General features: G+C 64.9%; 21 protein-coding genes, 3 rRNA genes and 1 pseudogene. 22 read left to right on the top strand and 3 right to left on the bottom strand.

Annotation, left to right across the window (positions count from 1 at the left end; all coding sequences use genetic code 11):
- Nucleotides 1–42 precede the first annotated feature (42 nt).
- From rpiB to BN3789_RS05075, 13 genes are all read left to right on the top strand, one after another.
- On the top strand, nt 43–495 hold the full coding sequence (rpiB, locus tag BN3789_RS05015; RefSeq protein WP_066831188.1) for a ribose 5-phosphate isomerase B: 453 nt from the start codon (nt 43–45) through the stop codon (nt 493–495).
- 454 nt (nt 496–949) lie between these two features.
- On the top strand, nt 950–1594 hold the full coding sequence (upp, locus tag BN3789_RS05020) for a uracil phosphoribosyltransferase (RefSeq protein ID WP_066831191.1): 645 nt from the start codon (nt 950–952) through the stop codon (nt 1592–1594).
- Nucleotides 1595–1813: 219 nt separating this feature from the next.
- Complete coding sequence (locus BN3789_RS05025; protein WP_147569566.1) at nt 1814–2116, top strand: hypothetical protein; 303 nt, start codon at nt 1814–1816, stop codon at nt 2114–2116.
- A 36-nt stretch (nt 2117–2152) separates the two neighbouring features.
- Complete coding sequence (atpB, locus tag BN3789_RS05030) at nt 2153–2947, top strand: F0F1 ATP synthase subunit A (RefSeq protein WP_066831197.1); 795 nt, start codon at nt 2153–2155, stop codon at nt 2945–2947.
- Between the two features lie 116 nt (nt 2948–3063).
- Complete coding sequence (locus BN3789_RS05035; protein WP_066831200.1) at nt 3064–3258, top strand: ATP synthase subunit c family protein; 195 nt, start codon at nt 3064–3066, stop codon at nt 3256–3258.
- A 109-nt stretch (nt 3259–3367) separates the two neighbouring features.
- Nucleotides 3368–3901: a F0F1 ATP synthase subunit B gene (gene atpF / locus BN3789_RS05040; RefSeq protein ID WP_324608425.1), complete on the top strand. Its 534-nt coding sequence runs from the start codon at nt 3368–3370 to the stop codon at nt 3899–3901.
- The gene (locus BN3789_RS05045) at nt 3894–4367 is read left to right on the top strand and encodes a F0F1 ATP synthase subunit delta (protein WP_066831206.1); all 474 of its coding nucleotides are present in this window, start codon (nt 3894–3896) and stop codon (nt 4365–4367) included. Before atpF ends, BN3789_RS05045 begins: the two co-directional genes overlap by 8 nt.
- A gap of 5 nt (nt 4368–4372) precedes the next feature.
- Nucleotides 4373–5977 carry a F0F1 ATP synthase subunit alpha gene (gene atpA, locus BN3789_RS05050; RefSeq protein ID WP_066831212.1) on the top strand — a complete coding sequence of 535 codons (1605 nt, stop codon included), beginning with the start codon at nt 4373–4375 and terminating at the stop codon, nt 5975–5977.
- 15 nt (nt 5978–5992) lie between these two features.
- Entirely contained in the window at nt 5993–6904 is a 912-nt protein-coding gene (gene atpG / locus BN3789_RS05055; RefSeq protein WP_066831220.1) for an ATP synthase F1 subunit gamma, read from the top strand.
- Nucleotides 6904–8337 (top strand): F0F1 ATP synthase subunit beta, encoded by a 1434-nt coding sequence (gene atpD / locus BN3789_RS05060; protein WP_066831222.1) that lies wholly within the window; start codon nt 6904–6906, stop codon nt 8335–8337. The genes atpG and atpD overlap by 1 nt, the downstream gene beginning before the upstream one ends.
- Before the next feature lie 3 nt (nt 8338–8340).
- The gene (gene atpC / locus BN3789_RS05065) at nt 8341–8739 is read left to right on the top strand and encodes an ATP synthase F1 subunit epsilon (protein ID WP_324608426.1); all 399 of its coding nucleotides are present in this window, start codon (nt 8341–8343) and stop codon (nt 8737–8739) included.
- 99 nt (nt 8740–8838) lie between these two features.
- Nucleotides 8839–10122 (top strand): UDP-N-acetylglucosamine 1-carboxyvinyltransferase, encoded by a 1284-nt coding sequence (gene murA / locus BN3789_RS05070; protein ID WP_066831239.1) that lies wholly within the window; start codon nt 8839–8841, stop codon nt 10120–10122.
- Between the two features lie 13 nt (nt 10123–10135).
- Nucleotides 10136–11326 (top strand): LCP family protein, encoded by a 1191-nt coding sequence (locus tag BN3789_RS05075; RefSeq protein WP_066831242.1) that lies wholly within the window; start codon nt 10136–10138, stop codon nt 11324–11326.
- A 74-nt stretch (nt 11327–11400) separates the two neighbouring features.
- Here the strand turns inward: BN3789_RS05075 and BN3789_RS05080 are convergent, their stop codons facing one another.
- A complete protein-coding gene (locus tag BN3789_RS05080) occupies nt 11401–12585 on the bottom strand; it encodes an acyltransferase family protein (RefSeq protein ID WP_079989103.1) in 1185 nt (394 codons plus the stop codon).
- 68 nt (nt 12586–12653) lie between these two features.
- Nucleotides 12654–13898: a peptidase T gene (gene pepT / locus BN3789_RS05085; protein ID WP_066831249.1), complete on the bottom strand. Its 1245-nt coding sequence runs from the start codon at nt 13896–13898 to the stop codon at nt 12654–12656.
- Nucleotides 13899–14232: 334 nt separating this feature from the next.
- On the opposite strand from pepT, the gene BN3789_RS05090 reads away from it, so the two are divergent.
- From BN3789_RS05090 to BN3789_RS05125, 8 genes and pseudogenes are all read left to right on the top strand, one after another.
- Entirely contained in the window at nt 14233–14658 is a 426-nt protein-coding gene (locus BN3789_RS05090; RefSeq protein ID WP_066831252.1) for a metal-dependent transcriptional regulator, read from the top strand.
- Nucleotides 14659–14660: 2 nt separating this feature from the next.
- Nucleotides 14661–15605 carry a homocysteine S-methyltransferase family protein gene (locus tag BN3789_RS05095; RefSeq protein WP_229254206.1) on the top strand — a complete coding sequence of 315 codons (945 nt, stop codon included), beginning with the start codon at nt 14661–14663 and terminating at the stop codon, nt 15603–15605.
- Between the two features lie 132 nt (nt 15606–15737).
- The gene (locus tag BN3789_RS05100; RefSeq protein WP_229254207.1) at nt 15738–17126 is read left to right on the top strand and encodes a phosphohexomutase domain-containing protein; all 1389 of its coding nucleotides are present in this window, start codon (nt 15738–15740) and stop codon (nt 17124–17126) included.
- 367 nt (nt 17127–17493) lie between these two features.
- Nucleotides 17494–19001: ribosomal RNA gene (locus tag BN3789_RS05105) — 16S ribosomal RNA — on the top strand.
- 373 nt (nt 19002–19374) lie between these two features.
- A 23S ribosomal RNA gene (locus tag BN3789_RS05110) occupies nt 19375–22348 on the top strand.
- Between the two features lie 98 nt (nt 22349–22446).
- Nucleotides 22447–22565 (top strand): 5S ribosomal RNA (gene rrf, locus BN3789_RS05115).
- The 16S, 23S and 5S rRNA genes sit together here, the layout of an rRNA operon.
- Nucleotides 22566–22628: 63 nt before the next feature.
- A pseudogene (folK, locus tag BN3789_RS05120) lies at nt 22629–23375 on the top strand (2-amino-4-hydroxy-6-hydroxymethyldihydropteridine diphosphokinase); the annotation flags it as partial.
- Nucleotides 23375–24232: a biotin--[acetyl-CoA-carboxylase] ligase gene (locus BN3789_RS05125; RefSeq protein WP_066831265.1), complete on the top strand. Its 858-nt coding sequence runs from the start codon at nt 23375–23377 to the stop codon at nt 24230–24232. The pseudogene folK and the gene BN3789_RS05125, both read left to right, overlap by 1 nt.
- Before the next feature lie 92 nt (nt 24233–24324).
- Here the strand turns inward: BN3789_RS05125 and BN3789_RS05130 are convergent, their stop codons facing one another.
- Nucleotides 24325–25092 (bottom strand): type III pantothenate kinase, encoded by a 768-nt coding sequence (locus tag BN3789_RS05130; protein ID WP_066831268.1) that lies wholly within the window; start codon nt 25090–25092, stop codon nt 24325–24327.
- A 137-nt stretch (nt 25093–25229) separates the two neighbouring features.
- Between BN3789_RS05130 and BN3789_RS05135 the strand changes: the two genes are divergently transcribed.
- Nucleotides 25230–25898, top strand: coding sequence for a cytochrome c maturation protein CcmE domain-containing protein (locus BN3789_RS05135; RefSeq protein ID WP_066831271.1), 669 nt, complete (start codon nt 25230–25232; stop codon nt 25896–25898).
- The last annotated feature ends 99 nt before the right edge of the window (nt 25899–25997 follow it).

Genomic DNA, 25997 nt, shown 5'->3' on the forward strand with positions numbered 1-25997 from the left:
GCTGATATATCAGGAGGCCTGACGACTGGAAAGGAACAAGCCATGCGCGTTGCCATCGCTTCCGACCATGCCGGATTCGAGCAAAAGCAGATGCTCGCCGACTTTTTGGCCCAAGAGCTCGACGTCGATGTCCAGGACCTGGGCCCCGCCACAGACGACCGGGTCGACTACCCCGATTATGCGGAGAAGGTGGCGCATGCGGTGGCCTCCGGCGATGCCGACCGCGGCGTGCTCGTGTGCGGAACCGGTATCGGCATGGCGCTTGCCGCCGACAAGGTGGCCGGCATCCGCGCCGCCTCGATCGTCACGTCCGATTTCGCCGATCTGTTCCGTCGTCACAACGACGGCAACGTCATCTGCCTGTCCGGACGCTTTACCGACCCTGAGGTCAACAAGGAGATCCTCCGCGTGTTCCTCTCCACTGATTTTGAGGGCGGGCGGCACGCGCAGCGCGTGGCGAAGGTCATGGATCTGGATCAGGGAAACACCGATTAATTCATTCCGCGCCTGGCGCCCCCGTGCCGGGCGCCTGCGGGCTCAGGCTGCGTCGGCGCAGCCCCACTGCGCCTTCCTCGCCTTCGCCTGCATCCGCCTCGCCACGGAGACGCCCGCCGCGAAAGCAATCAATCGGTGTTTCCCTGGGAAACACTGACCAATTCATTCCGCGGCGGTCGGCCCCGCGGCGCGCACCCTGTTGCGGGCGCCTGCGCATGACGGCGGGGGAGATGCGGGCCGGCCGCGCCCTCTCGTCTTCGGTGCGGTGGCTATGCGTCGGCAGATCGGGTATAGGGCATATGGTGCCAGTTTCCCCGCCGACCGAGCGCCCTGTCAAGGGGCGCTCTTTTTGCAAACCGGGCGTCGTCCCATGGGGGCGCGCTTGTCGGCGGATCGCCTGCACCTACATATATATCTATACGAAAGAGTCGGAATGCGGCTGGAGGGTTGTTTGATGGTGGAGTTTGATCGGTCTCGTGTCGCGGTGGTCGACCACCCGCTGGTACAGCACAAGCTTGGAATCCTGCGCGACAAGCGGACGGGGACCAAGCAATTCAGGGATCTCGTTCGCGAGCTTGCGCATTTTGAGTGCTACGAGGCGACGCGCGATCTGCCGCTCGAGGATGTTGAGATCGAGACGCCGATTAGCGCGACGACCGCGAAGCGCATCGCCGGTCGAAAGCTCGCCGTCGTGCCGATCCTGCGCGCCGGGCTCGGCATGGTTGACGGGGTGCTCGATCTGGTGCCGGCGGCGCGCGTGGGGCATCTGGGGATGTACCGCGACGAGGTGACGCATGAGCCCCATGAGTACTATGCCAAGCTTCCCCGAGATACCGCCGAGCGCACCTGCCTGGTCGTGGACCCCATGCTCGCGACGGGCGGTTCTGCCGAGGCCGCGCTGCAGTACCTGCGCGCACACGGCGCAACCGATATCCGCTTCCTGTGCATCGTCGCGGCGCCCGAGGGGCTGGCGCGCGTGCTCGAAGCGGATGACGAGGTGCGGGTGTACACCTGCTCGATCGATGAGGGCCTGAACGAGGCCGCGTACATCGTGCCCGGCCTGGGCGATGCGGGAGACCGCATCTTCGGGACCCTGTAGCCGTAGGGGAGGTGCCGGCCACGCGGCCCTTGCATCGGGCCGTCGTGCCTGACGCCATGGATAGGCGCGGTGACGGCAAGTGCGAGGGTGCGGCCTTCCCGATTCGCATGCAACAAGGCCGCTCGTCGACAAGCGGGCTCCATCCATTGGTTGAGCCCCCTGCGTCATCGGCATCGTAGGTCGGCTATGCTGTCGCACAGTATCATAGACGGAAGGGACGTGGCTGCCATGCCGCTCGCAGCAGGCTGCGACATCGCATTCGGCTTCGGTGGAGCTTTTGTGGGCGCTATCGGCGTCGTGCCCATGTTCTGCGCGGTCATGCCCGTGCTTCATGGAACGAAGCGCGCCGGTATCGGCCGCGGAATGGCGTCCATCGTCATCTCGTTCGGGTTCCTCATGGTCGCGGGCGGGATTGCATGGATGGTGATTCCGAAATGTTTCTTGACCTTTACGGTCGGGATGGTAGTAGGATACTTTGCTATGCTTGCGCTGTTGTGCGCGCTTGCGCTCAGACGGTCATAAGACCGCGCTGCAGCGGTACTCAAGGAGGGTTTAGTTTTGGACGCGTTTGCTCAGCTGCCTGGCGAGATCAACCATCTCGTCTCTGAGTTCCATTCCATTCCCGTCGTGGGCGACCTCATGATGGGCATGACGCAGTACACGTTTTGGCTGTGCGTTTCCGCCGTTTTGCTGCTTGTTCTCATGTTCGTGTTCGTGAAGAAGCTCACGCTCGTTCCGCACGGCGTGTTCATGAACCTCATGGAGTGGGGCATCTCGTTTGTCAAAGACGACGTGTGCCAGCAGATCATCGGCAAGAACTGGAAGAAGCATTTCCCGTTTCTGGCCACGCTGTTCTTCTTCATCCTTGCGAACAACGTCGTGGGCGTCATCCCGGGCATGAAGCCGGGCAGCGGCACGATCTCCACGACCGCGGCGCTCGCCGTGGTGGTCTTCATCTACTTCGTCGCCTGCGGCGTGCGCACGCACGGGCCCATCGGCTACCTCAAGAGCTTGGCTCCCGAGGGCGTCATGTTCCCGCTCAACGTGCTCGTGTGGCTCATCGAGGTCATCTCGACCATCCTGCGCCCCATCACGCTGGCCATCCGTCTGTTCTGCAACATGTTCGCCGGCCACATCGTCATGGGCTCCTTCGCGCTCATGGTCACGCTGTTCGCCCAGCCGCTGCTCCAGGAGGTCACCGCGTCCAACGTGCTCGCGGCGCTTCCGGGCGTGCTGTTCGCCTTCATCTTGCTGGTGATCTACGCCATCGAGATCTTCGTCGCCTTTGTCCAGGCGTACGTCTTCACCATTCTGACCGCCGTCTACATCCAGGAGGCGGAGGAGACGGAGTAGCGCTTCGTCTTTCGGGCCCGTCGGGCCCATAGGTTCGGTACCGAGCGCGCAAGCGCTTGATATAAGCAGGTAGTTCCTGAATGCACGGAAGAGTGCATGCAACTAAAGGAGGAATTGTGGGAGTTATCGGTTACGGCCTCGGTGTTATCGGCGCTGGCCTCGCAATCGGCCTTGCGGCATATGGCTGCGCGAACGCAATGGCGCGTCAGCCCGAGATCCAGGGTCGCGCGTTCACCGTCTTCATCATGGGCGCCGCCTTCGCTGAGGCGCTGGCGCTCATCGGCTTCGTCGTTGCGCTGGTTGTTCAGTAAGCCGCCCCGTCGGGGAATGCAACCAGTCGTTAAGGGAGTAGAAGCCATGAAACTCGATCGCATCCGTGTGTCTGCGATTCTTGCTGCAGCGGCATGCATGGCGCCTTCTATGGCATTCGCCGAGGAGACGTCCAACGGCGCGGAGATCTTGATCCCCAAGGCTGCGGAGTTCGTGCCGGCACTCGTGATCTTCCTGATCATCCTGCTGCTTCTGTGCAAGTTCGCCTGGCCGAGCGTTATGGCCATGTTCGAGCAGCGCGAGAAGACCATCGAGGACAGCATGGACGAGGCCAACCAGGCTCGCGCCCATGCCGTCGAGGTCCGCAAGCAGGCCGACGAGGTCATCGCCGACGCGCGTCGCCAGGCTTCCGATATCGTGCTCGCCGCCCGCGGTGACGCCGAGAAGGAGCGCGCCCGCATCGTCGCCGAGGCCCATACCGAGGCCGAGGACATCATCACCAAGGCGCACGACCGTGCTGACGACGAGCTGAAGCGCGCCTACGCGGGCGCCACGGACTCCATCGCCAAGGTGTCCGTCGCCGTCGCGGGCAAGATCGTGGGCGACGCGCTCGCCGACGACCCCGAGAAGCAGCGCGAGCTCATCAAGAAGTACCTAGCGGAAGTGGGTAGCCTCCATGCCTAGTAGCGACCGCATCGAGAGCCGTCGGCTCGAGACCTATGCGCGCACGCTGCTGGAGGCCTCCAAGGCAGAAGATCACGTCTACGAGAACCTGGCGCCGCTTATCGCGCAGTCGGAGGCCTCGCCCGAGGTGTTGGCGGTGCTCGCCAAGATGTCGGAGCAAGGCGATCTCGACCGCCTGCCCGAGGTTCTCGACCTGTACCGCTCGATGGTCAACGAAGAGCAGGATGTCGTGGGCGTTCACGTCACGACGGCCATCCCGCTCGACGACGAGCTCCGTGATCTCATCACGCAGAAGTGCGAATCCGACCTGGAGTCCCGCGTGTTCCTCATCGAGCATGTGGACCCCACCATCATCGGCGGCATCATCCTGTCCGCGCGCGGCCAGCGCCGCGACGCCTCTGTGCGCACGCAGCTTGAGAATGCGCGGAAGATCATGACGCAGAATTCGAACATGAGGGAGGTTTAGCGTACATGTCCGAGGCAATTAACGCCCAGAACATCGAGCGCGTCCTGGAACAGCGCCTCCTTGATCTCAACGCCACTGTCGACACGCAGGAAGTGTCCACGGTCGCCGAGGTCGGCGACGGCATCGCGCATGTCGCCGGTCTTCAGCGCGCCATGGCGGGCGAGCTGCTCGAGTTCACGAGCAGCGCGACGGGCAAGACCGTCTACGGCCTGGCCCAGAACCTCGACCGCGACGAGGTCGGCGCCGTCCTGTTCGGCGATGTCGAGCTCATCAAGGAGGGCGACGCCTGCCGTACCACCGGCCGCGTCATGGACATCCCGGTCGGCCGCGGCATGCTCGGCCGCGTGGTGAACCCGCTCGGCCAGCCAATCGACGGCCGCGGCCCCATCAACGCGACGCATCGCCGTCCCATCGAGTTCAAGGCCCCCGGCGTCATCGCGCGCAAGCCCGTGTGCGAGCCCGTCCAGACCGGACTGCTCGCCATCGACGCCATGGTTCCGGTCGGCCGCGGTCAGCGCGAGCTGATCATCGGCGACCGCAAGACGGGCAAGACCGCCATCGCCATCGACGCCATCATCAACCAGCGCGGCAAGGGCATGGTCTGCATCTACGTCGCAATCGGCCAGAAGGCGTCCACGGTTGCGACCATCCGCGAGACGCTCGCCAACCACGGCGCGCTCGACTACACCATCATCGTGTCGGCAACCGCCGCCGATTCGGCGCCCATGCAGTACATCGCCCCGATGGCGGGTGCCGCCATCGGCGAGTTCTTCATGTACAACGGGGAGAACGGCGAGCCCGCGAGCGCATCCAATCCGGGCGGCCACGTGCTGGTGGTCTATGACGACCTGTCCAAGCAGGCCGTCGCCTACCGTCAGATGTCTCTGACGCTTCGTCGTCCGCCGGGACGCGAGGCTTACCCCGGCGACATCTTCTACCTGCACTCCCGTCTGCTGGAGCGCGCCTGCAAGCTGTCCGACGAAAACGGCGGCGGCTCGCTCACGGCCCTTCCGCTCATCGAGACGCAGGACGGCGACGTGTCGGCCTACATCCCCACCAACGTGATCTCCATCACCGACGGCCAGATCTACCTGCAAAGCGACCTGTTCTTCCAGGGACAGCGCCCCGCGGTCGACGTCGGCATCTCGGTGTCGCGCGTGGGCGGCGACGCCCAGACCAAGGCCATGAAGCAGGTTGCGGGCAATCTGCGCCTCGATCTGGCCGGCTACCAGGAGCTTCAGGGCTTCACCCAGTTCGGCAGCGACCTCGATGCCGCGACGCAGCATCAGCTCACGCACGGCGCGCGCATGACGGAGCTGCTCAAGCAGCCTCGCTTCCGCCCCATGGCCGTGGCCGATCAGGTGAGCGCGCTGTTCGCCGGCAACAAGGGCTTCCTGGACGACCTGGACATCACCGAGGTGCTTCCGTTCCGCGACGGGCTCATCAAGTATCTGAACGGCGCCTATTCCGGCCTGCTGTCGCAGATCGGCGACGCCAAGCTCTCTGACGAGGTCGCAGGCAAGCTGGAGCAGGCTATCGCCGATTACAAGAACCAGTTCATCGCCGCGCGCGCCCAAAACGGCGCCGGCGCAGGCGACGGGAATGCGTAAGGAGACTCAAGCCCCATGGCCAACCTCCGCGAAATAAAGAAGCGCATCAACTCGGTGTCCACCACCGAGCAGATCACGCGCACCATGGAGATGGTCTCGACGGCTAAGATCGGACGCGCCCTCAATCGCGAGAAGCAGTCGGAGGCCTATCGCGCCGCCATCACCGACGTGATGCTCACCGTGGCCGGCGACACCGCCGCCGGCCCGAGCTCGCCTCTGCTGGTGAACCCGAAGACCTACGACTGCGCCTTGCTGATCGTCATCAACTCCGACCGCGGCCTTGCCGGCGGCTTCAACGTCGCCGTCGAGCGCGCGGCCGAAAAGCGCCTGGACCACTTCCGCCGCCACGGCGCCAAGCGCATCGAGCTCATCACGTGCGGGCGCAAGGCATGCGAGTACTTCCGCCACCACGACGATGTCGTCATGGCGGTGGAGGGCGAGTCGGACGACCCGACCCTCGAGCGCGCTCGCGTAATCGCGAGCTACGTGTGCGACGGCTTTGCGAGCGGCAAGTTCGGCCGCGTGGACATCATCTACTACCACGCGCGCAACCGCGTGGACCAGGTTCTTCGCCAAGAGCGCATCCTGCCGCTCGACAGCGAGGTCCTGCACACCGCTCGCGGCCCGCGCGCAAACGAGGCGCAGGCTCCTCAGCGCCTGACGTCGCCGTTTGAGTACGCGCCGAGTGCTAGCCATGTGCTTTCCCGGCTCATACCGAGCTACGTGCTGACCGTTGTCCACCAGGCGCTGATCGATTCCGCCGCGGCCGAGCAGGGTGCGCGCCGCAAGGCCATGCACTCCGCGACTGAGAACGCGAGCGCCATCATCGCCGAGCTCACGCGCACCTACAATCGCGTGCGCCAGGCGTCCATCACGACCGAGATCAACGAGATCGTCGGTGGCGCCGCTGCATTGGAGGAATATTAATGGCAGATACCATCGTTGCCCCGACCGAGACGACCGCCGGCGTCGGACGCATCGTCCGCATCATCGGCCCGGTCGTGGACGTCAAGTTCAAGCAGGGCGTCCCGGGCATCTACAACGCCCTGGTCGTCGACGCCGAGACGCCCGTCGGTCGCATCAAAACCATCCTCGAGGTGGAAAGCCAGCTTCCCGGCGGCGTCGTCCGCTGCGTGGCCATGTCCTCCACGGACGGCCTGCAGCGCGGCATCGAGGCCGTCGACACCGGCGCCCCCATGAAGATGCCCGTCGGCAACCAGACGCTCGGGCGCATCTGGAACGTCATGGGTGAGCCCGTGGACGGCAAGCCCATGCCGGAGGTGGAGGATTACTATCCCATCCACCATCCCGCGCCGAGCTTCGATGAGCTGACGACCAAGACCGAGATCTTCGAGACCGGCATCAAGGCGGTCGACCTTTTGGAGCCCTACATCCGCGGCGGCAAGACCGGCCTGTTCGGCGGCGCCGGCGTCGGCAAGACGGTGCTCATCCAGGAGCTCATCAACAATCTGGCCCAGGAGCATGGCGGTACGTCCGTCTTCACGGGCGTGGGTGAGCGCACCCGCGAGGGCACCGACCTGTACCTCGAGATGAACGAGTCGGGCGTCATCGACAAGACCTGCCTGGTCTACGGTCAGATGAACGAGCCGCCCGGAGCGCGTCTGCGCATCGGCCTGGCGGGCCTCACGGAGGCCGAGTACTTCCGCGATCGCGGCCAGGACGTGCTGCTGTTCATCGACAACATCTTCCGCTTCTCCCAGGCGGGTTCTGAGGTCTCGGCCCTGCTCGGCCGCATGCCGTCGGCGGTGGGCTACCAGCCGACACTCGCCACCGAGATGGGCGACCTGCAGGAGCGCATCACCTCCACCAAGACGGGCTCCATCACCTCCGTCCAGGCGGTCTACGTCCCCGCAGACGACCTGACCGACCCCGCGCCGGCGACCACCTTCACGCACCTCGACGCCACGACCGTTCTGTCGCGTAGCATCTCGAGCTTGGGCCTGTTTCCGGCTATCGACCCGCTGGCGAGCACGTCGGACGCGCTCGATCCTGCGGTTGTGGGCGAGGAGCACTACCGTGTTGCCGTCAAGGTTCAGGAGATCCTGCAGGAGTACTCCGACCTTCAGGACATCATCGCGATCCTCGGCATGGACGAGCTTTCCGACGAGCAGAAGCTCACGGTCAGCCGTGCCCGCAAGATCCAGCAGTTCCTCTCCCAGTCCTTCCATGTGGCGGAGAAGTTCACGGGCAACCCGGGCGTCTACGTGCGCGTGGGCGATACGGTCCGCTCGTTCGCCGCTATCGTCGACGGCGAGTGCGACGATCTGCCCGAGCAGGCCTTCCGCTACGCGTCCACCATCGATGACGTGCGCGAGCGCGCCGCGAAGATGGAGGCGTAAGCCATGCCTATGGAGCTGCGCATCGTGTGTCCGGATTCATGTCCCTACGATGGGGAGGCGGCGTTCGTGACGCTTCCGACCACCGATGGCGAGACGGGCGTCGCGCCGTTGCACGCGAGCGAGATCAGCACCATCGGTCCTGGGTACGTGCGCGTGTGCAACGAGAAGATGGGGCAGGTCGACCGCACGTTCGCCGTGAGCGGCGGGTACGTTCAGATTGCCGGCGACGTCATCATCGTGCTTGCCGATCGCGCTCAAGATCTGGCCCTCGTCGACGCGGATGAGGTTCAAGCCAAGATTAAAGGTTTTGAAGACCAGTTGAGCGTTTTGTCGGAGAACGATGCACACCGCGCCTACCTCTATAATGAAATAGCATGGTGTAAGCTGCTTCTCGATTCGTAGCGTTCACGCGCCGGAATACTGCAGCATACGTCAGGAAAGCATCATGCCCGGGGGCCTGGCCTCCGGGCATGTTTTGTATACCTATTGAAGGGAACGCGCTTGGACATCATTCGCGTTGAGGGCGGACATAGGCTCCACGGGAGCGTCCATGTCTCGGGTGCCAAGAACTCGGCGCTCAAGCTCATGGCCGCAACGCTGCTTGCCCCCGGTAAGACCATCTTGGAGAATGTGCCGAACATCTCCGACGTTCACGTGATGGGCAAAGTGCTCAAGCGCCTCGGCGCGACCATCGATGTCGTCGACGAGCACAGCCTGGCTATCGATACGACCAACGTTCACTCATGGGAAGCCCCCTATGAGCTCGTGGCCAAGATGCGCGCGTCCACGGCGGTCATGGGCCCGCTGCTCGGCCGTTGCGGACGTGCCAAGATCGCCATGCCTGGCGGCTGCAACCTCGGCGCGCGCAAGATCGACATGCATATCTTGGGCCTGGAGGCGCTCGGCGTCACGTTCGACACCGATCACGGCTATATCTACGCCGACGCGACGGGCGGCATGCGCGGCACGACGGTCACGCTCGAGTTCGCGAGCGTCGGCGCGACCGAGAACCTCATCATGGCGTCGGTGCGCGCCAAGGGCACCACGGTCATCGACAACGCCGCCCGCGAGCCCGAGATCGTCGACCTCGCGAACATGCTGAACGAGATGGGGGCCAAGATCGTGGGAGCCGGTTCGCCGGTCGTCCAGATCGAGGGCGTCGACGAGCTCCACCCCGTCACCCATCGCGTGATCGGCGACCGAATCGAGGCGGGAACGTTCATCGTGGCCGGCGCGCTCCAGGCGGATGACGACGGCATCGAGGTGAACGGATTCAACGCCAACCATCTCGGTATGGTCATCAAGAAGTTCGAGCTCATGGGCATCCAGATCGACCGCCTCGGCGGCGGCGTGCGCGTGCATCGCGCCGAGCGCATCAAGCCCGTGGACATTCAGACGCTGCCGTTCCCGGGATTCCCGACCGATATGCAGGCGCAGGCCATGGTCCTGTCCGCCCTTGCCGAGGGGACCTCGGTGATTACCGAGAACATCTTCGAGAACCGCTTCATGTTCGCCTCCGAGCTTGTCCGCATGGGCGCCGATATCCGCATCGAGAGCCACCATGCCATGATTCACGGAGTTCCGGGCTTTTCGGGCGCCCAGGTGGTTTCGCCCGATCTGCGCGGAGGCGCCGCATTGGTGGTGGCGGGCCTTGTCGCCGACGGCCGAACCGAGGTGTCGGCTATCCACCACATAGACCGCGGCTACGAGCACTTCGTGGAAAAACTGGTGCATTTCGGAGCGCATGTGGAGCGCGTAAACGTCCCCGATCCTCTCGACGACTAAAGCAGGTAGCCGTATGAAGAAAAAGCCGGTACAGGAAACGAGGCGCCCCAGCACGGGGGCGGCGAGCCGAATCTACAGCCGCGACAACGTGGGGCGCTACTCCGAGCGCGCACGCCAGCGCCGTCGGGGCAAGCGGATTCGGCGGGCGGTCGTGGTGACGCTGGTCGCCCTGCTCGCGTTCGTGGGCACGGCCGCGGGCATGTGGTTCTCCACGATTACCGGCAGGCTGAACAACAGCAGCATCATCACGTCCGGCCTCACGGACCTGCTGTTCGATACGAATATCTCCCAGGAGCCGTTCTACATGCTGCTGCTGGGAACGGACGGCCGACCTGGTGAGGAATCGTATCGAGCCGACTCGATCATCCTGGCGCGTATCGACGCTCCGGATAAGCAGGTGACCCTCATCTCCATCCCCCGTGACACCAAGATCGAGTACAACGGCGAGACCATGAAGATAAACGCGGCGCATACCTACGACGGCGCCGAGGGCATGGTGCGCGCCGTCAACGAGCTGTGCGGCGTCGAGATCTCCCATTATGCGGAAATCAATTTCGAGGGCATGCAGCAGCTGATCGATGCGGTCGGCGGCATCGATATCAACGCGACCGACGGCGTTGACGACCCCGAGCATCTCGATATCACCATTGAGCCCGGATGGCAGCATATGGACGGCGCCAAGGCGCTCACCTACGCGCGCGCTCGCTATCAGTACATCGACGGCGACTACACGCGCATGCGCCATCAGCGCCAGGTGCTCGCGGCGCTCGCGAACAAGATCCTGAACGAGCTGAACATCGCCAACATCGGCGGAATCATCGAATCGCTGTCCTCCATGGTCGTGACCGACCTTTCCCCGCAGGACATCCTGTCGCTGGTCAACGCGATGCGCGGCATGAACACCGATGAGATCTGGTCGGCGAACCTTCCCTCGTGGGCGGGCGAAGATACGTATATCGACGGCCAGAGCTACGTGTTCGTGCACGAGGACAAGCTGGAAAAGATGATGGCGCGCGTCGATGCGGGCAAAGACCCGCAGGGCCCCCAGAGCATGGGTTCGGGCGGTGAGTCTGCCACGATCGGCGATCTGGCGAACAACTCCTCCGACGACTGGGCGTACGGCACGGCCGAGACGAGCTCGTCTTCCAGTAGCAGCGAATCCGACGACGGCTCATCTACATCCTCTGACGAGACGGCTGAATAGCCTTGACAGAGCATGGGGGCGGCGACCGACGAGGTCGCCGCCCCCATTTCCGATCGATGGCGCGACCGGCTTGGCTATTCAAGGCGAAGGGCGCGCAGCAACGGCTTGCGGACAACATGGTCGATCGCAAGAAAGCCGGCTACGACGAGCAGGCTGCCGATGAGTCCCGCTCCGAGGACGGCGCATATACACAGAACGGTGTCTTGCGCTCCGATCGATCGCGCCGCGTCGGCAAGAAGGAGATCCATGCCGCCTCGCCAGAGCGAATACAGCATGGATTGCAGGATATAGAATCCAAGAATCGATGAGGCCGCCGAACGGATGAGGGCGTCGCGCCGAGATGCGGCGCTGCGGGCTGGCTGGGCGCAGGCGACTAATGAGATCGCCGCAAGCGCGCACGATATCGCCGATGTCGATTTGAACGAGGTCGCCACGAGGATGTCGACATGCCCCGCAACCGAAAGGGCGGTCTCGACGCACAGCGCGCCTGCGAAGGCGACGAGGGCCGCAACGCGGACGCGTCGTCTCGTTGCCGGGTGCAGTGCGCGCCGGGCGATCAGCCCTCCGATCAGGAACGCGGCGAAATAAGTGACCGCGCTCATGAGCTTGCGCCATTCGAGCAGACCGCGCTCCGCGTCTCCCGGAGAGATGAAGGCGATATAGGCGTTGACCAGGTAAATGAGAACCACAAGGGTGAGCGCCGCCGGAGTTCGCGCACGGCAGCGCTCCCAGGCCCAGCCGACGAGCGGCGAGACGACCATGACGGCGAGGTACACCCAGATGAACTCGAGGCCTCCCAAAAGCCATCCTGTCTCGTGGAGCGATATGCCGGGCAAGGGGGTTATGAACCGTCCGATGGCGAGCGCGAGCAGCGCATAGAGGGCGACCGAGATGAGAATGACGCCCGCCCTCCTGAGCGTACTCACGCCCTGGATGCGCCAGTACCCCTCATCTCGTGACGCCTGTGCGCAGCGGGGGATCAGGAAGTATCCCGAGATCATAAAGAAGACGCAGTTTCCAAAGGCCCCGAACAGGTTGATGAATCCGAGTGCCCCCACGGTGACGGGAGATGCGGCGACGATGGCGGCGATGTCGCCTGCTGCCGCGGCGGCGCTCCGAGCGCCTTCGTCTCCCGCAAGCGCCCAGGCGGTGGCTTGCGAAAAGAGCGGCTGAAAGGTGTGAAACGCCGCGATGGCGACGATGGCGAACAGCCGCAGGGACTCGATGCGCACGTTGCGCGGGGCCTTGTGTGCCATCATGCTCCTATCTCGGGCATGGCCCGCGGCCGAGCGCGCATCCGCCGGCTCGGTCGCGGGCGCGACCGTATCTAGATGAACTGGGCGACGAGGGCCTGCAGGACGTCGACCATCTTCTCCAACGAGGAGACGGGGATGAACTCGTTGACCCCGTGACAGCAGTAAGCGCCGGTGGCGAGGTTCGGGCAGGGAAGCCCCCTGAACGAGAGCTGGGCGCCGTCCGTACCGCCGCGGATGGGAATGATGCGGCAGGGGACGCCGGTCGTCTCGAACGCGTTGCGCGCGCGGTCGATCAGCTCCGGGTAGCCCGCGACAACCTCTGCCATGTTGCGGTACTGGGGCTTGATCTCGACGGAGACGCGTTCTTCTCCCAGGCGGTCGTTGACGAAGCCCGCGGCGCGTTCCATCATGTCGAGCTTCTGCTGGAAACGCTCGGCATCGTGATCGCGGACGATATAGCGTGCGGTGGCGTGCGTGACCGTGCCGCTGATGCCGCAAAGATGGATGAAGCCCTCATACCCCTCGGTGTGCTCGGGGCGTTCGACTGCGGGGAGCATGGTGTGGAATTCGACGAACAGGTTGGAAGCGTTGACCATGCGGTTCTTGGCGTCCCCCGGGTGGATGGAGAAGCCCTCGAAGCTCACCGTGACATCGGCTGCGTTGAAGCATTCGTACTCGAGCTCGCCGATGGGGCCCCCGTCGACGGTATAGGCGAACGCGCAACCGAAAGCGGGGATATCGAGCAGCTCCGCGCCATGGCCGATCTCCTCGTCGGGGCAAAAGCAGATGCCGAGCGGCGGGTGGGGGAGCAGGGGGTCTTGAGAGATGCGGGCGACGAGCGCCATGATCTCCGCGACGCCCGCCTTGTCATCCGCGCCCAGAAGCGTGGTGCCGTCGGAGCACACGAGGTTTTCGCCCGCGACCTCGTCGAGCGCGGGGATCTTGGAGGGGTTGATGGAGACCTCTTTGCCATCGACGACGCCGCATACGAGATCGCCGTCCTCGTAATGGACGACATGGGGGTTCACGCCGTCGCCCGGGGCAGCCTCGGTGGTGTCGAGATGCGCGATCAGTCCGAGGCGCGGAGCGTTTTCGGCCCCCGGGCTCGCCGGGATATGAGCGGTGACATAGGCGTGCTCGCTGACCTCCACATCGAGGGCTCCGAGTCCGCGCAGCTCGTCGGCGAGAAGGTTTGCCAGGTCAAACTGGCATGCCGTGGACGGCACGACATCACAGTGCTCTTCGCTTGATTGCGTCGTGACTCGGACATATCGCAAGAAGCGTTCGAGAACGTCGGACTGGTTCGGTTGATCCATGTAAGATCCCCCTTTTCTCATGACGGGCCATACGGTCAGGGCTGTTCCAAAAAGCCGCTGTTCATGCGCCCCGCGGCAGGCGCCTGGTGCGAGCGCGTTCGCCGCGAAAGCAAGTAATCAGTGTCTCCCTAGCGCGATGCGACGGCGCCAGCGACTCTGGGGAAACACCGATAATTCATCCAGTGCCCGCCGGTCATGCGGCGGGCATCCGTGCCGCTACCGTCTTCACCGGCGTTCTTTCCGCTGAGGGGCGGCTCAGTGCGCAGGCAATTCATCGGTGCTTCCCGATCGAATGCGCTAAACTAACTTGAATGTACAACGAGAGGATGGCCCCATGGATACCACCGATGTTTCGCGCAAGCTGCATCTCACCGTCGCTAACGAAGACTACCTCGAGTGCATGGTCCGCCTGGAGCAGGAGGGTGTGCAGGGCGAGGGGATTCGTTCGGTCGATATCGCCCAGCAGCTCAACGTCTCAAAAGCTTCGGTCAACAAGGCGGTGACCGTGCTCAAAGAGCAGGGGCTGGTCGAACAGTCGCATTACGGCAAGGTCGTCTTGACCGAACCCGGTCGCGAACTGGGCCAGGCGGTATGGTATCGCCACCGACTGCTGCGTACGTTTTTGGTTCAGGAGCTGGGCGTCGAGTTCGAGCGCGCAGATGCCGAGGCATGCATGATGGAGCACGCCCTATCTGAGGACACGATGCGTCGCTGGCTGAATTATCTTGAGAACCAGGGCATCTCGGTTGGTGAGGAGTAGCCGTGTCGGGGCACGGGCAGGCGGACATGCCCCAGGACGGGCAGATGCCATTCGATACGAGCTCGTATGATCGCACGGGCGCAGACTGGCTCGACGAGACGCTTGCCGAGCGCGCGCTGTTGATACAGGGCCCGATGGGCTCGGCGCTGATGAGCCAGCCGGGCGGTCAGGATGTGCCGGCCGCCTATTGGAATCTTGGCGATCCCCAAGAAGTGTCCCGCCTGCACTGGCTCTATCGCGCCGCGGGCGCCGACCTTATGCTCACCAACACCTTTCAGGCGAACGAATCGGCTTTGGCGCGCGATGAGATCGCCGACACCGTCGAGCGCGTGAACAGCGCCGCCGTGAACTGCGCAAAGCGGGCCGGCGCCCCGTGCGTCTTGGGCTCGATGGGGTCGAACGGTATATTTTGGCTCAAAGAGGATTCCGAGGAGCATCGCCGCGCACGCGCTGCCTACCGAAGGCAGGCATATGCCCTGCTCGCATCGGGGGCGCACGGCATCATGCTCGAAACGTTTACCGCCCTGCGGGATCTGGAGACTGCGATTGCGGGCACATCCGATGTGGCCGACGGCATGCCCGTGCTGGTGAGTTTCGCCATCGGCGACGAGGGGAACCTGCTGGGTGATGGCCTGAATGTCGAAGCGGCCTGTATGAGGGCCCAGGAGCTCGGCGCCTATTCGGTTGGAATCAACTGCTGCTCGATCGAGGCCGCGACCCAGGCGGTTCCGCGCATGACGCGCGCGACGGACCTGCCCGTTTCTGTGCGGCCGAACGCGGGGCACCCCCATCGCGGAGAAGACGGGTCGCTGACGTGGCACGAAGATCCCCAGGCATTTGCCCGCGCCTGCGAGCAGTGGCGCGCCGATGGGGCCCGCATCGTCGGGTCGTGCTGCGGTGCCGGCGTGCTGACGACCTGCACGCTTGCCGGCGTGCTGGATATATAGCGGCGCGACGCGCGGGATGCGCGCATCCGACTTGTTGACCTTTTGAACGCTGTCTGCATCGGTTCGGGCTGGGTATAGTCAAGATGCTGAGTAGTATGCACGCCATACGGGGGCAATGAGACCATGGGCGCCATGATTCGATTTGGAACAGACGGTTGGAGGGCTCGCCGCGACGGCGAGTTCACCGAGGAAAACGTGGTTCGCGTCGCGGATGCGGCGGCTTCTCTGTGGGCGCAGTCCCACCCAGGCGCCATCGTATACGTTGGATACGATACGCGCCCCGGCGCCGATGAGTTCGCCCGTCTCGCGGCTCGCGTGATCGCCGGCCACGGTCTCGTGGTAAAGCTATCCGATCGCTACACGCCCACCCCGGCCCTATCGTGGACGATATCCCATGACGCCCGTTCGTGCGGAGGCCTCATGATAACGGGCTCCCATCATCCTGCGGACTATCTGGGCGTCAAGTTTCGTGTCGCCGACGGGGGCGCCGGCTCAACGGAATTCGTCTCGGAGGTCGAGCGGGCGGTGGGTCCCGAGCCGACCGACCTGCGCGGCCCTATCGACATCGTAGACTTCACTACGCCGTACCTTGATGCCCTGGTGTCGCTCGTTGACGGCGACGCGATCGCGAACGCCCATCTTCGTATTGTGTATGACCCGATGTACGGTGCGGCGCGCGGCTATCTGCCCGCCGTGCTCGGTGCACTGGGGGTTGAAGTTGACGAGATCCATGGTGTATCCGATGAGGATATGGAGGACATGCGTCCCGAACCGATCGAGCCGTGGGTCGATGATTGCGAGCAGGCGGTGGTGGAAGCGGGCGCTTGCTGCGGCCTCATCAACGACGGCGATGCCGATCGCGTGGGAGCGGTCGACGAAAAGGGTCGCTTCGTTAACGCGCACAAGCTGTTCTCTTTGATACTCGGTCATCTCGTGCGGAACCGCGGCATGTCGGGGCGCGTGGTTCTCGGGCTTGCGTCCTCGCTTCTGACGAGGCGGGTTGCCCGCGCGCTCGGTTGCCGTTATGTGGTGAAGCCCGTAGGTTTCAAATACATATATATGGAGATGCTCAAGGGCGGCGTGCTTATCGGAGGCGAGGAGACCGGCGGCTTCGGAATACCGAGCCACTTCCCCGAGCGCGACGGCCTGCTCATGGCTTTGCTTCTGTGCGAGCTCATGGCGAAGTCGGGAAAGACCCTTGCCGAGCTCGTCGAAGAGCTTGAGGATGCGCTGGGTTCGACGAGCTATGCGAGGAGGGACTTGCGTCTCCAGTACGAAGACATCGAGGCACTGAGGACCATGCTGCCGGGAATCAACCCTCGAAGCGTGGCTGGAAGGGAGCCGGTGCGCGTAAGCCATATGGACGGCCTTCGCCTTGAATTCGAGGATGAATCATGGCTGCTGCTGCGCCCAAGCGGAACCGAGACGCTTGTGCGCGTGTATGCGGAGGCGCAGACGGTGGAGATGAGAGACGAGCTCCTTGATGCGGGAACGGATATGGCGCACTTGAAGTTCGATTAGGAGGCATAGGGGCGATCAGCCCGAAGGCGAAAACTTCAGAATGTGTAGACCCTGTGGAGCGCCGGATTCCCGCCCCCGGGGCCGCCCGGTTCTGGCAATATAACTCCTTGCCGCGCGGCGGGGCCGCGCAGGCGGGCACCTTGAGAACCGGATACTGCGAGGAACTTTAGGGAAGACGAGCACCGATCCCGGTGCGATCGTGTACCAGAAGAACCAAGTGACGAGTGAGGTCTGGCTTGACGCCAGGCCCCGCGAAGTTCCTTTTAACTCCAGAAGATGCGAACGCATACGAGATGGATCCGATCGGCGTCATGCCGGCCGGACGGGCACCCCGGCCTCACGGCCCGCTCCGAGCGGGCCTTTGAATTGGACGGAGAGTTCGATCCTGGCTCAGGATGAACGCTGGCGGCGCGCCTAACACATGCAAGTCGAACGGCACCCTTCTCCGGAAGGAAGCGAGTGGCGAACGGCTGAGTAACACGTGGAGAACCCGCCCCCCTCCCGGGGATAGCCGCCGGAAACGGCGGGTAACACCCGATGACCCCGCGCCAGGGCATCCCGGCGCGGGCAAAACTCCGGTGGAGGGGGATGGCTCCGCGGCCCATCAGGTAGACGGCGGGGTGACGGCCCACCGTGCCGACAACGGGTAGCCGGGTTGAGAGACCGACCGGCCAGATTGGGACTGAGACACGGCCCAGACTCCTACGGGAGGCAGCAGTGGGGAATCTTGCGCAATGGGGGCAACCCTGACGCAGCGACGCCGCGTGCGGGACGGAGGCCTTCGGGTCGTAAACCGCTTTCAGCAGGGACGAGACGAGACTGTACCTGCAGAAGAAGCCCCGGCTAACTACGTGCCAGCAGCCGCGGTAATACGTAGGGGGCGAGCGTTATCCGGATTCATTGGGCGTAAAGCGCGCGTAGGCGGCCGCGCAGGCGGGGGGTCAAATCCCGGGGCTCAACCCCGGGCCGCCCCCCGAACCGCGCGGCTTGGGTCCGGTAGGGGAGGGCGGAACACCCGGTGTAGCGGTGGAATGCGCAGATATCGGGTGGAACACCGGTGGCGAAGGCGGCCCTCTGGGGCGAGACGGACGCTGAGGCGCGAAAGCTGGGGGAGGGAACAGGATTAGATACCCTGGTAGTCCCAGCCGTAAACGATGGACGCTAGGTGTGGGGGGACGATCCCCCCGTGCCGCAGCCAACGCATTAAGCGTCCCGCCTGGGGAGTACGGCCGCAAGGCTAAAACTCAAAGGAATTGACGGGGGCCCGCACAAGCAGCGGAGCATGTGGCTTAATTCGAAGCAACGCGAAGAACCTTACCAGGGCTTGACATGTCGGTGAAGCGGGGGAGACCCCGTGGCCGGAAGGAGCCGACACAGGTGGTGCATGGCTGTCGTCAGCTCGTGTCGTGAGATGTTGGGTTAAGTCCCGCAACGAGCGCAACCCCCGCCGCATGTTGCCATCGGGTAGTGCCGGGCACCCATGCGGGACCGCCGGCGTCAAGCCGGAGGAGGGCGGGGACGACGTCAAGTCATCATGCCCCTTATGCCCTGGGCTGCACACGTGCTACAAGGGGCGGTACAGCGGGATGCGACCGCGCGAGCGGGAGCGGATCCCTGAAAGCCGGCCCCAGTTCGGATTGGGGGCTGCAACCCGCCCCCATGAAGTCGGAGTTGCTAGTAATCGCGGATCAGCATGCCGCGGTGAATGCGTTCCCGGGCCTTGTACACACCGCCCGTCACACCACCCGAGTCGTCTGCACCCGAAGCCGCCGGCCCAACCCGCAAGGGGGGGAGGCGTCGAAGGTGTGGAGGGTGAGGGGGGTGAAGTCGTAACAAGGTAGCCGTACGGGAACGTGCGGCTGGATCACCTCCTTTCTAGGGAGAGACAGCTTCCATGGGAAGAGACGAAGTGAATATCTCACAATTGCTACGGCCAGGTGTGCCCGCTCGGCCTTCCCCGGTTTCCCCGCAGCGTCCGGTCCCCGGGGTCGCCCCGCGTACCTTGAGAGCCGCATAGCGAGCCCGGACGCCGACACGGCGTCCGGCGAGAGCGAAATACGATTCGATAGCGATATTGACAGAGTGAAGAACGGATATCGATTCTGCGAAAGGTAAAAGGATTGAGAGAAAAGATCCTTATATATGGGTAGTAGCAATGAGCATCTGGTCGCCGGGGCGGATACCGCCCCGGCCGGTATGTTCGCGCCGCCCCGGGGGACGCCCCCGGGGCGCGGATATCAGACGGCAACGAGAAGATATCACGGGCGCGCGGCGGATGCCTTGGCACAGGAAGCCGATGAAGGACGCGGCAAGCTGCGATAATCCGCGGTTAGGGGCACACACCCTTCGACCCGCGGGTCTCCGAATGGGCGAACCCGCCGGAAGGAGTTCCGGCATCCCGGGGGCGAATCCATAGCCCCCGGGAGGACAACCCGGGGAACTGAAACATCTAAGTACCCGGAGGAGGAGAAATCAACTGCGAGATCCCCCGAGTAGCGGCGAGCGGAAGGGGGCCATGGCCAAACCGGCGGGCGCATGCGCGCGGCAGCGTTCGCGCCGCCGGGGTTGTAGGGCCGCGACGCCCGGGGGCTGCCGCCCCCGGCGCGCACCGATCCAGGGGAGCCGAACGGCATGGGACGGCCGGCGGCACAGGGTTACAGCCCCGTAGGCGTACCCTCGGGTCGGGCGCGGACGCGGCGCCTGAGTAGGGCCGGGCACGTGAAACCCGGTCCGAACCTGGGTGGACCACCATCCAAGCCTGAACACTCTCCTGTGACCGATAGCGCACGAGTACCGCGAGGGAAAGGTGAAAAGCACCCCGGGAGGGGAGTGAAACAGTACCTGAAACCGCGCGCCCACGAGCAGTCGGAGCCCCCTCGCGGGGTGACGGCGTGCCTTTTGTAGAATGAGCCAGCGAGTCGCTGGCACGCGGCGAGGTTAAGCTGGGAAGCGAGCCGTAGCGAAAGCGAGTCCGAACAGGGCGTTCCAGTCGCGTGCCGCGGACGCGAAGCCGGGTGAGCTATCCCTGGGCAGGCTGAAGCGGGGGTAAGACCCCGTGGAGGGCCGAACGGCAGTACGTTGAAAAGTGCCCCGATGACCTGGGGATAGGGGTGAAAGGCCTATCAAACCCGGAGATATCTCGTTCCCCCCGAAATAGCTTTAGGGCTAGCGTCGGGAGTTCGCCTGCGGAGGTAGAGCACCGGATCGATGAGGGGGCTTCGCCGCCTACCGACTCGAACCGAACTCCGAATGCCGCAGGCCCAGATCCCGGCAGTCAGAGCATGTGGGCTAAGCTGTGTGCTCGAGAGGGAAACAGCCCAGACCGCCCGCCAAGGTCCCCAAATCCGCGCCGAGTGGCAAAGGATGTGCGCTCGCGCAGACAACCAGGAGGTTGGCTTAGAAGCAGCCACCCCTTCAAAGAGTGCGTAACAGCTCACTGGTCGAGTGGGCGCGCGCCGACAATACACGGGGCTAAGCGCGGTACCGAAGCGGCGGGATGAACCTAAGTTCATCGGTAGGGGGGCGTCGCGCGCGGGGCGAAGCGGCCGGGGAACCGGGCCGTGGACCGCGCGCGAGCGAGAATGCTGGCATGAGTAGCGAGAGACGAGAGAGTAACTCGTCCGCCGTAAACCCGAGGTTTCCTGGGCGAGGCTAATCCCCCCAGGGTCAGTCGGGGGCTAAGGCGAGGCCGGCAGGCGTAGCCGAAGCGCAGCAGGCAGACATTCCTGCACCGGAGGGGAACCGTCACGACCGACGGGGCGACGGATCGGGGTGGCTCGGCGGGGTTCTGGACGCCCCCGTGATGGAGCGCGGCCCGCGGGACAGGGAAATCCGTCCCGCGCGAGGGCGAGGCTCCGGACGAAGCGACTCAAGCGAAGCGAGTGAGCCCGAGGTCCCCAGAAAAACCCCTAGGCAGGGGCCCCTCCGCCCGTACCGCAAACCGACACAGGTGGGTGGGTAGAACATACCGAGGCGATCGGGTCAACCATGGTCAAGGAACTCGGCACAATGGCCCCGTAACCTAGGGAGAAGGGGTGCCGGCGCGTACGTGAAGGGGCTTCGCCCCCGGAGCGGAGGCCGGCCGCAGTGAAGAGGCCCAAGCGACTGTTTACCAAAAACACAGGACTCTGCAGAAGCCGCAAGGCGACGTATAGGGTCTGACGCCTGCCCGGTGCCGGAAGGTCACGCGGAGCCGTTAGCGCAAGCGAGGCGGCGAAGCCAAGCCCCGGTAAACGGCGGCCGTAACTATAACGGTCCTAAGGTAGCGAAATTCCTTGTCGGGTAAGTTCCGACCTGCACGAAAGGCGCAACGACTTGGGCGCTGTCTCGACCATGGACCCGGTGAAATTGCACTGGTCGTGAAGATGCGACCTACCCGCGGAAGGACGGAAAGACCCCGTGAACCTTCACTGCAGCTTGGCATTGGCCGCTGGACGCGCGCGTAGAGGATAGGCGGGAGGCTGAGATGCCGGGGCGCCAGCCCCGGCGGAGCCGACCTTGGAATACCGCCCCCGCGCGCCCGGCGTCCTAACCCGGGGCCGTGACCCGGCCCGGGGACCGTGCCAGGTGGGTAGTTTGACTGGGGCGGTCGCCTCCTAAAGGGTAACGGAGGCGCGCGAAGGTCCGCTCGGGACGGTCGGCAACCGTCCTTTTGAGTGCAAGAGCGCAAGCGGGCTTGACTGCGAGACCCACGAGTCGAGCAGGTGCGAAAGCAGGCTCTAGTGATCCGGCGGCCCCGAGTGGGTGGGCCGTCGCTCAACGGATAAAAGGTACTCCGGGGATAACAGGCTGATCTTGCCCAAGAGTCCACATCGACGGCAAGGTTTGGCACCTCGATGTCGGCTCATCGCATCCTGGGGCTGGAGCAGGTCCCAAGGGTACGGCTGTTCGCCGTTTAAAGCGGTACGCGAGCTGGGTTCAGAACGTCGTGAGACAGTTCGGTCCCTATCCTCCGTGGGCGCAGGAGAATCGAGGGAGGCTGCCCCTAGTACGAGAGGACCGGGGTGGACGGACCTCCGGTGAACCGGTTGTCGACCGACGGCATGGCCGGGTAGCCGCGTCCGGCGCGGATAACCGCTGAAGGCATCTAAGCGGGAAGCCGTTCCCGAGATCAGTTCTCCTTTCGGTAAGGGCCCAGGTAGACCACCTGGTTGATAGGCCCCAGGTGCAAGCGCGGCGACGCGCTCAGCCGAGGGGTACTAATCGCCCGAGCTCTTCTCAACACATCACTCCGACCGCATCGGACCGCGGACGCTCCCGAGACTCGCTGTGCGGCCCTCAGGGGCACGCGGGCGCCCCCGGGGCGGAGCGCCGCCCACCGGTCAGCGGTCCTGGCGGCCGGGGCACGCCCGGTCCCATTCCGAACCCGGAAGCTAAGCCGGCCAGCGCCGATGGTACTGCGGGGGAAGCCGCGTGGGCGAGAGCTGGGTGCCGCTGACCGGTGGACGGCGCTTCGTCGCAGGGGAGGGCCCCGCGGGATGTTCCCGCGGGGCCCTCCCCTTTTTCCAGAAGCCGCTGTTCGTGGTGGAAAACGGCCTGGGCGCCAAGGACGAGCCGAATGCCGACGGCTCGATCGACGACGACTACCGTATCGACTTCCTGCGTCGCCACATCGAGGCCGACCGCGACGCCGCGACGTTCGGCGTGTGCCTGGGAGCCATCCAGGCCGGTGCCAACGTGGTGCGCGTGCACGATGTCGCCGGCTTCGCGCAGTTCCTGAACGGTTACTGGGCGGTCGCCCGCCCTCAGCCGCGGCGCGCCTTCGTGGCCCTCGGCTCCAACCTGGGCCGGCGCATGGACAACATCCGCGCCGCCAAGGACCTTATCGCCGAGATCCCGCTCACCTGCGTGTCCAACTGCTCGCGCATCTATGAGAGCGAGCCCGCCTACGAGGAGCGCCAGGAGCCCTTCGCGAACGCCGTGATCGAGATCCGCACGGAGCTCGCACCGCTCATCCTGCTCGACGAGCTCATGAAGGTCGAGGGCAAGCTCGGCCGTAACCGCACCGCGAGCGCCAAGCCCAACGGGCCGCGCACGCTCGATTGCGACCTGCTGTGGATGGAGGGCGAGATCCACGGCGGCGACAAGCTGCGCTTGCCGCATCCCAAGCTGGGCGAGCGCGACTTCGTGCTCGTGCCGCTCGAGGACCTGGTCCACGACCCGGCGCGCTTCTTCCGCTACGAGGGCGTCGACGTCAAGGAGCCCGAGGAGCGCGTCGGTCACGTGACGCAGGAGCTGGGGACGCTGTAATGGCAGATGAGATGCTTTCCGGCAACGAGGCGCCGCTGGTGTTCGAGGCGTCCGTGCCCTCCACAAACGATGTCGCCATCGACGCCGCGCTCGGCGGCGTCCCGCACGGCTGGGCCGTGTGCGCCGACGAGCAGACTGCCGGTCGCGGCAGGCGCGGGCACACGTGGGCGTCGCCTGCGGGCAGTCTCTACATGTCCGTGGTGCTGAGGCCCCAGGTCCCCATGCAGCACTTCATCGCGCTGCCGGCGGTATGCGCCATGGGCGTCATCGACGCGCTGCACGGTTTGGGTCTTGCGGGGAGCGTCGGCATCAAATGGCCGAACGACATCGTGGCCCGCGTGGATGCCGACGACCGCACGCCGACCGCGTTCGACAACAAGCTCGCGGGCATCCTTGTCGAGGCCCGCGCCAGCGAGGCCGGCCCCTTTGCCGTGGTGGGCATGGGGGTCAACATGCATCCCGTCGAGATCGAGGCCCCGGCAGAAGGCAACGTGCCGAAGGCGCCGCGCGCGCTGACGCCGGTGTCGTTGGACGAACTTTTGGGGGAAGCGGCTGGCACGGTGGAGGTGCCCGACGTGGCCCGACGCCTGCGCGACGCCGTGATCGCGCGCGTCGACGCGTGGGCGGCCCTCGTGCATGAGGGCCGGGCGTCGGCCGGTCCGCTGGCCCCGATTCTTTCCGAGTATTTCGATCTGGTGCCCATGCTCGGCCATCAGGTCGCCGTGCTGTCTCCCAACGGGCACCTCATGAACACCGGCGTGTTCGCGGGGCTTGACGTATGGGGTCGCGCCTGCGTGATGACGCCGGGCGGCGAGCAGACCTATCCTGCCGAGGCGGTCAGCCTGCGCGCGCTGTAGCGTGCTGATGGGTTGATTGGGGACGGGTTCGTTTCAACCCATGCCCGATGTCGTGGAGGTTTCTGCGGGAAAACGCAGCGGCAACCCAGCCGCTATTCCGTCATCCGCCGGTAGATCTCCTGGATGCCGCGAAGCGTCAGAGTCGGATCCACCGCATCGAACGCGTCGGTCGACCGGGCGACGACGCTCGCGAGGCCGCCGGTGGCGATGACATAGGCGTCGGGCGCCTCAAGTTCGGCTTTGATGCGGGCGACGAGCCCTTCGGCCATGGCGGCCGCTCCCACCACGATGCCGTTCTGCACGGCCTCGATGGTGTTGCTGCCGATGGCGTGCGCGGGCGCTTCGAGCGGCACGCTGGCAAGCTGCGCCGCGCGGGCCACGAGTGCGTCCATGGAGATGCGGATGCCCGGCGCGATGGCGCCTCCGATGTAGCTGCCCGAGGCGTCGACCACATCTATATTAGTAGCGGTGCCGAAATCGACCACGATGGCGGGCGAGCCGTAGAACGCGGCGGCGGCCACGGCGTTGGCGACGCGGTCGGCGCCGACCTCGGCGGGGTTGTCCGCCTTGATGGCGGTGACGCGCGCCGTGTCGCGCCCGACGGCCAAAAACGCCGCGCCGAGCTGACGGGCCACGCCCTCCCATTCGCGCGTGAGCTGCGGCACCACGCCGGCGAACGCGATGGTGCCCACGCAGGACAGATCGAGCCCGTACATGCGGAAATACCCCTGCAGGCGCACGTTGATCTCGTCTTTGGTGAAGGTGCGGTCGGTGGGCATGCGCCAGGAGTAGATGAGCTCCTCGCCGTCGAACAGCCCGAGTGCGGTCTGCGTATTGCCCATATCAACTGCCAGAACCATGATTTTGCTCTTTCAATCGCCCGTTGCATGCCGAACGCGCCCGATCGCGCCATGCGCCCATTGTATACTTGACCGATGGCAAAACACGATATCGTTGCGCACAGATTCCCCGGAGGAATGCTGTGCTTGGAGTGCACATGAACAAGAAAGCAAAGCGCCGCCTGGTGGTCGTGGGCGGCATCGTGATCATCGCCATGCTCGTGATCGTCGCTATCGCGGGCAGCGGCGGGGCGGCCTCGTCGCTGTCCATCGGCGACGTGCTCGGCGGCGGGTACGAGGGCAAGAAGGTCCAGGTATCCGGTTCGGTGGTGGCCGACTCCATCTCAAACGAGGGCTCGACGGCGGTGTTCGAGATCGCGCCCGAAGAGGGCGACGCGTCCGAGGAGCTGCAGGTGAGCTATGACGGCGCCCTTCCCGCGACGTTCGGCGCCGGCGTGGTGGCCATCTGCACGGGCACGGTGCAAGACGGCGTGCTCAACGCGACCGAGATGGTGACCAAGTGCCCCTCCAAATACGAGAGCGCGGAGGGCTCGCTGACCGTGAAGGGTCTGCTCGACCAGGGCGATGCCATGGTGGGCAAGGACACCAAGATCTGCGGCTACGTGCGCGGAGACATCCAAGCGGTCGATGCTGACTATCGCTTCACGATCGAGTCCCAGGGCGCCACGCTCAACGTGCGCTACGACGGCGGTCTGGACGACGCCATCGTCGACGGCACGGCCGTGGTCGTATCCGGCGCGCTCGGTGAGGACGGCACGTTCACGGCAAGCGAGCAGCCGGCCATCGACGAGGCGGTATCCGAATAACGCTTTTTGGCGCGCAGCGCTGCGGGTCTTGTGCCACGTGGCAGGGGCGTGACGCCGCGGCATCGGTGCGTGCCATGACGGGCAAGGGGAACAGGGGGC

The organism is Collinsella ihumii (genome assembly GCF_900046475.1).
GTDB classification, from domain to species: Bacteria; Actinomycetota; Coriobacteriia; order Coriobacteriales; family Coriobacteriaceae; genus Collinsella; species Collinsella ihumii.

Coding starts and splice junctions, on each gene's coding strand:
- rpiB (WP_066831188.1), top strand. CDS start 43: ATGCGCGTTGCCATCGCTTCCGACCATGCCGGATTCGAGCAAAAGCAG.
- upp (WP_066831191.1), top strand. CDS start 950: ATGGTGGAGTTTGATCGGTCTCGTGTCGCGGTGGTCGACCACCCGCTG.
- atpF (WP_324608425.1), top strand. CDS start 3,368: ATGGCATTCGCCGAGGAGACGTCCAACGGCGCGGAGATCTTGATCCCC.
- BN3789_RS05045 (WP_066831206.1), top strand. CDS start 3,894: ATGCCTAGTAGCGACCGCATCGAGAGCCGTCGGCTCGAGACCTATGCG.
- atpA (WP_066831212.1), top strand. CDS start 4,373: ATGTCCGAGGCAATTAACGCCCAGAACATCGAGCGCGTCCTGGAACAG.
- atpG (WP_066831220.1), top strand. CDS start 5,993: ATGGCCAACCTCCGCGAAATAAAGAAGCGCATCAACTCGGTGTCCACC.
- atpD (WP_066831222.1), top strand. CDS start 6,904: ATGGCAGATACCATCGTTGCCCCGACCGAGACGACCGCCGGCGTCGGA.
- atpC (WP_324608426.1), top strand. CDS start 8,341: ATGCCTATGGAGCTGCGCATCGTGTGTCCGGATTCATGTCCCTACGAT.
- BN3789_RS05075 (WP_066831242.1), top strand. CDS start 10,136: ATGAAGAAAAAGCCGGTACAGGAAACGAGGCGCCCCAGCACGGGGGCG.
- BN3789_RS05080 (WP_079989103.1), bottom strand. CDS start 12,585: ATGATGGCACACAAGGCCCCGCGCAACGTGCGCATCGAGTCCCTGCGG.
- pepT (WP_066831249.1), bottom strand. CDS start 13,898: ATGGATCAACCGAACCAGTCCGACGTTCTCGAACGCTTCTTGCGATAT.
- BN3789_RS05090 (WP_066831252.1), top strand. CDS start 14,233: ATGGATACCACCGATGTTTCGCGCAAGCTGCATCTCACCGTCGCTAAC.
- BN3789_RS05100 (WP_229254207.1), top strand. CDS start 15,738: ATGATTCGATTTGGAACAGACGGTTGGAGGGCTCGCCGCGACGGCGAG.
- BN3789_RS05125 (WP_066831265.1), top strand. CDS start 23,375: ATGGCAGATGAGATGCTTTCCGGCAACGAGGCGCCGCTGGTGTTCGAG.
- BN3789_RS05130 (WP_066831268.1), bottom strand. CDS start 25,092: ATGGTTCTGGCAGTTGATATGGGCAATACGCAGACCGCACTCGGGCTG.
- BN3789_RS05135 (WP_066831271.1), top strand. CDS start 25,230: ATGAACAAGAAAGCAAAGCGCCGCCTGGTGGTCGTGGGCGGCATCGTG.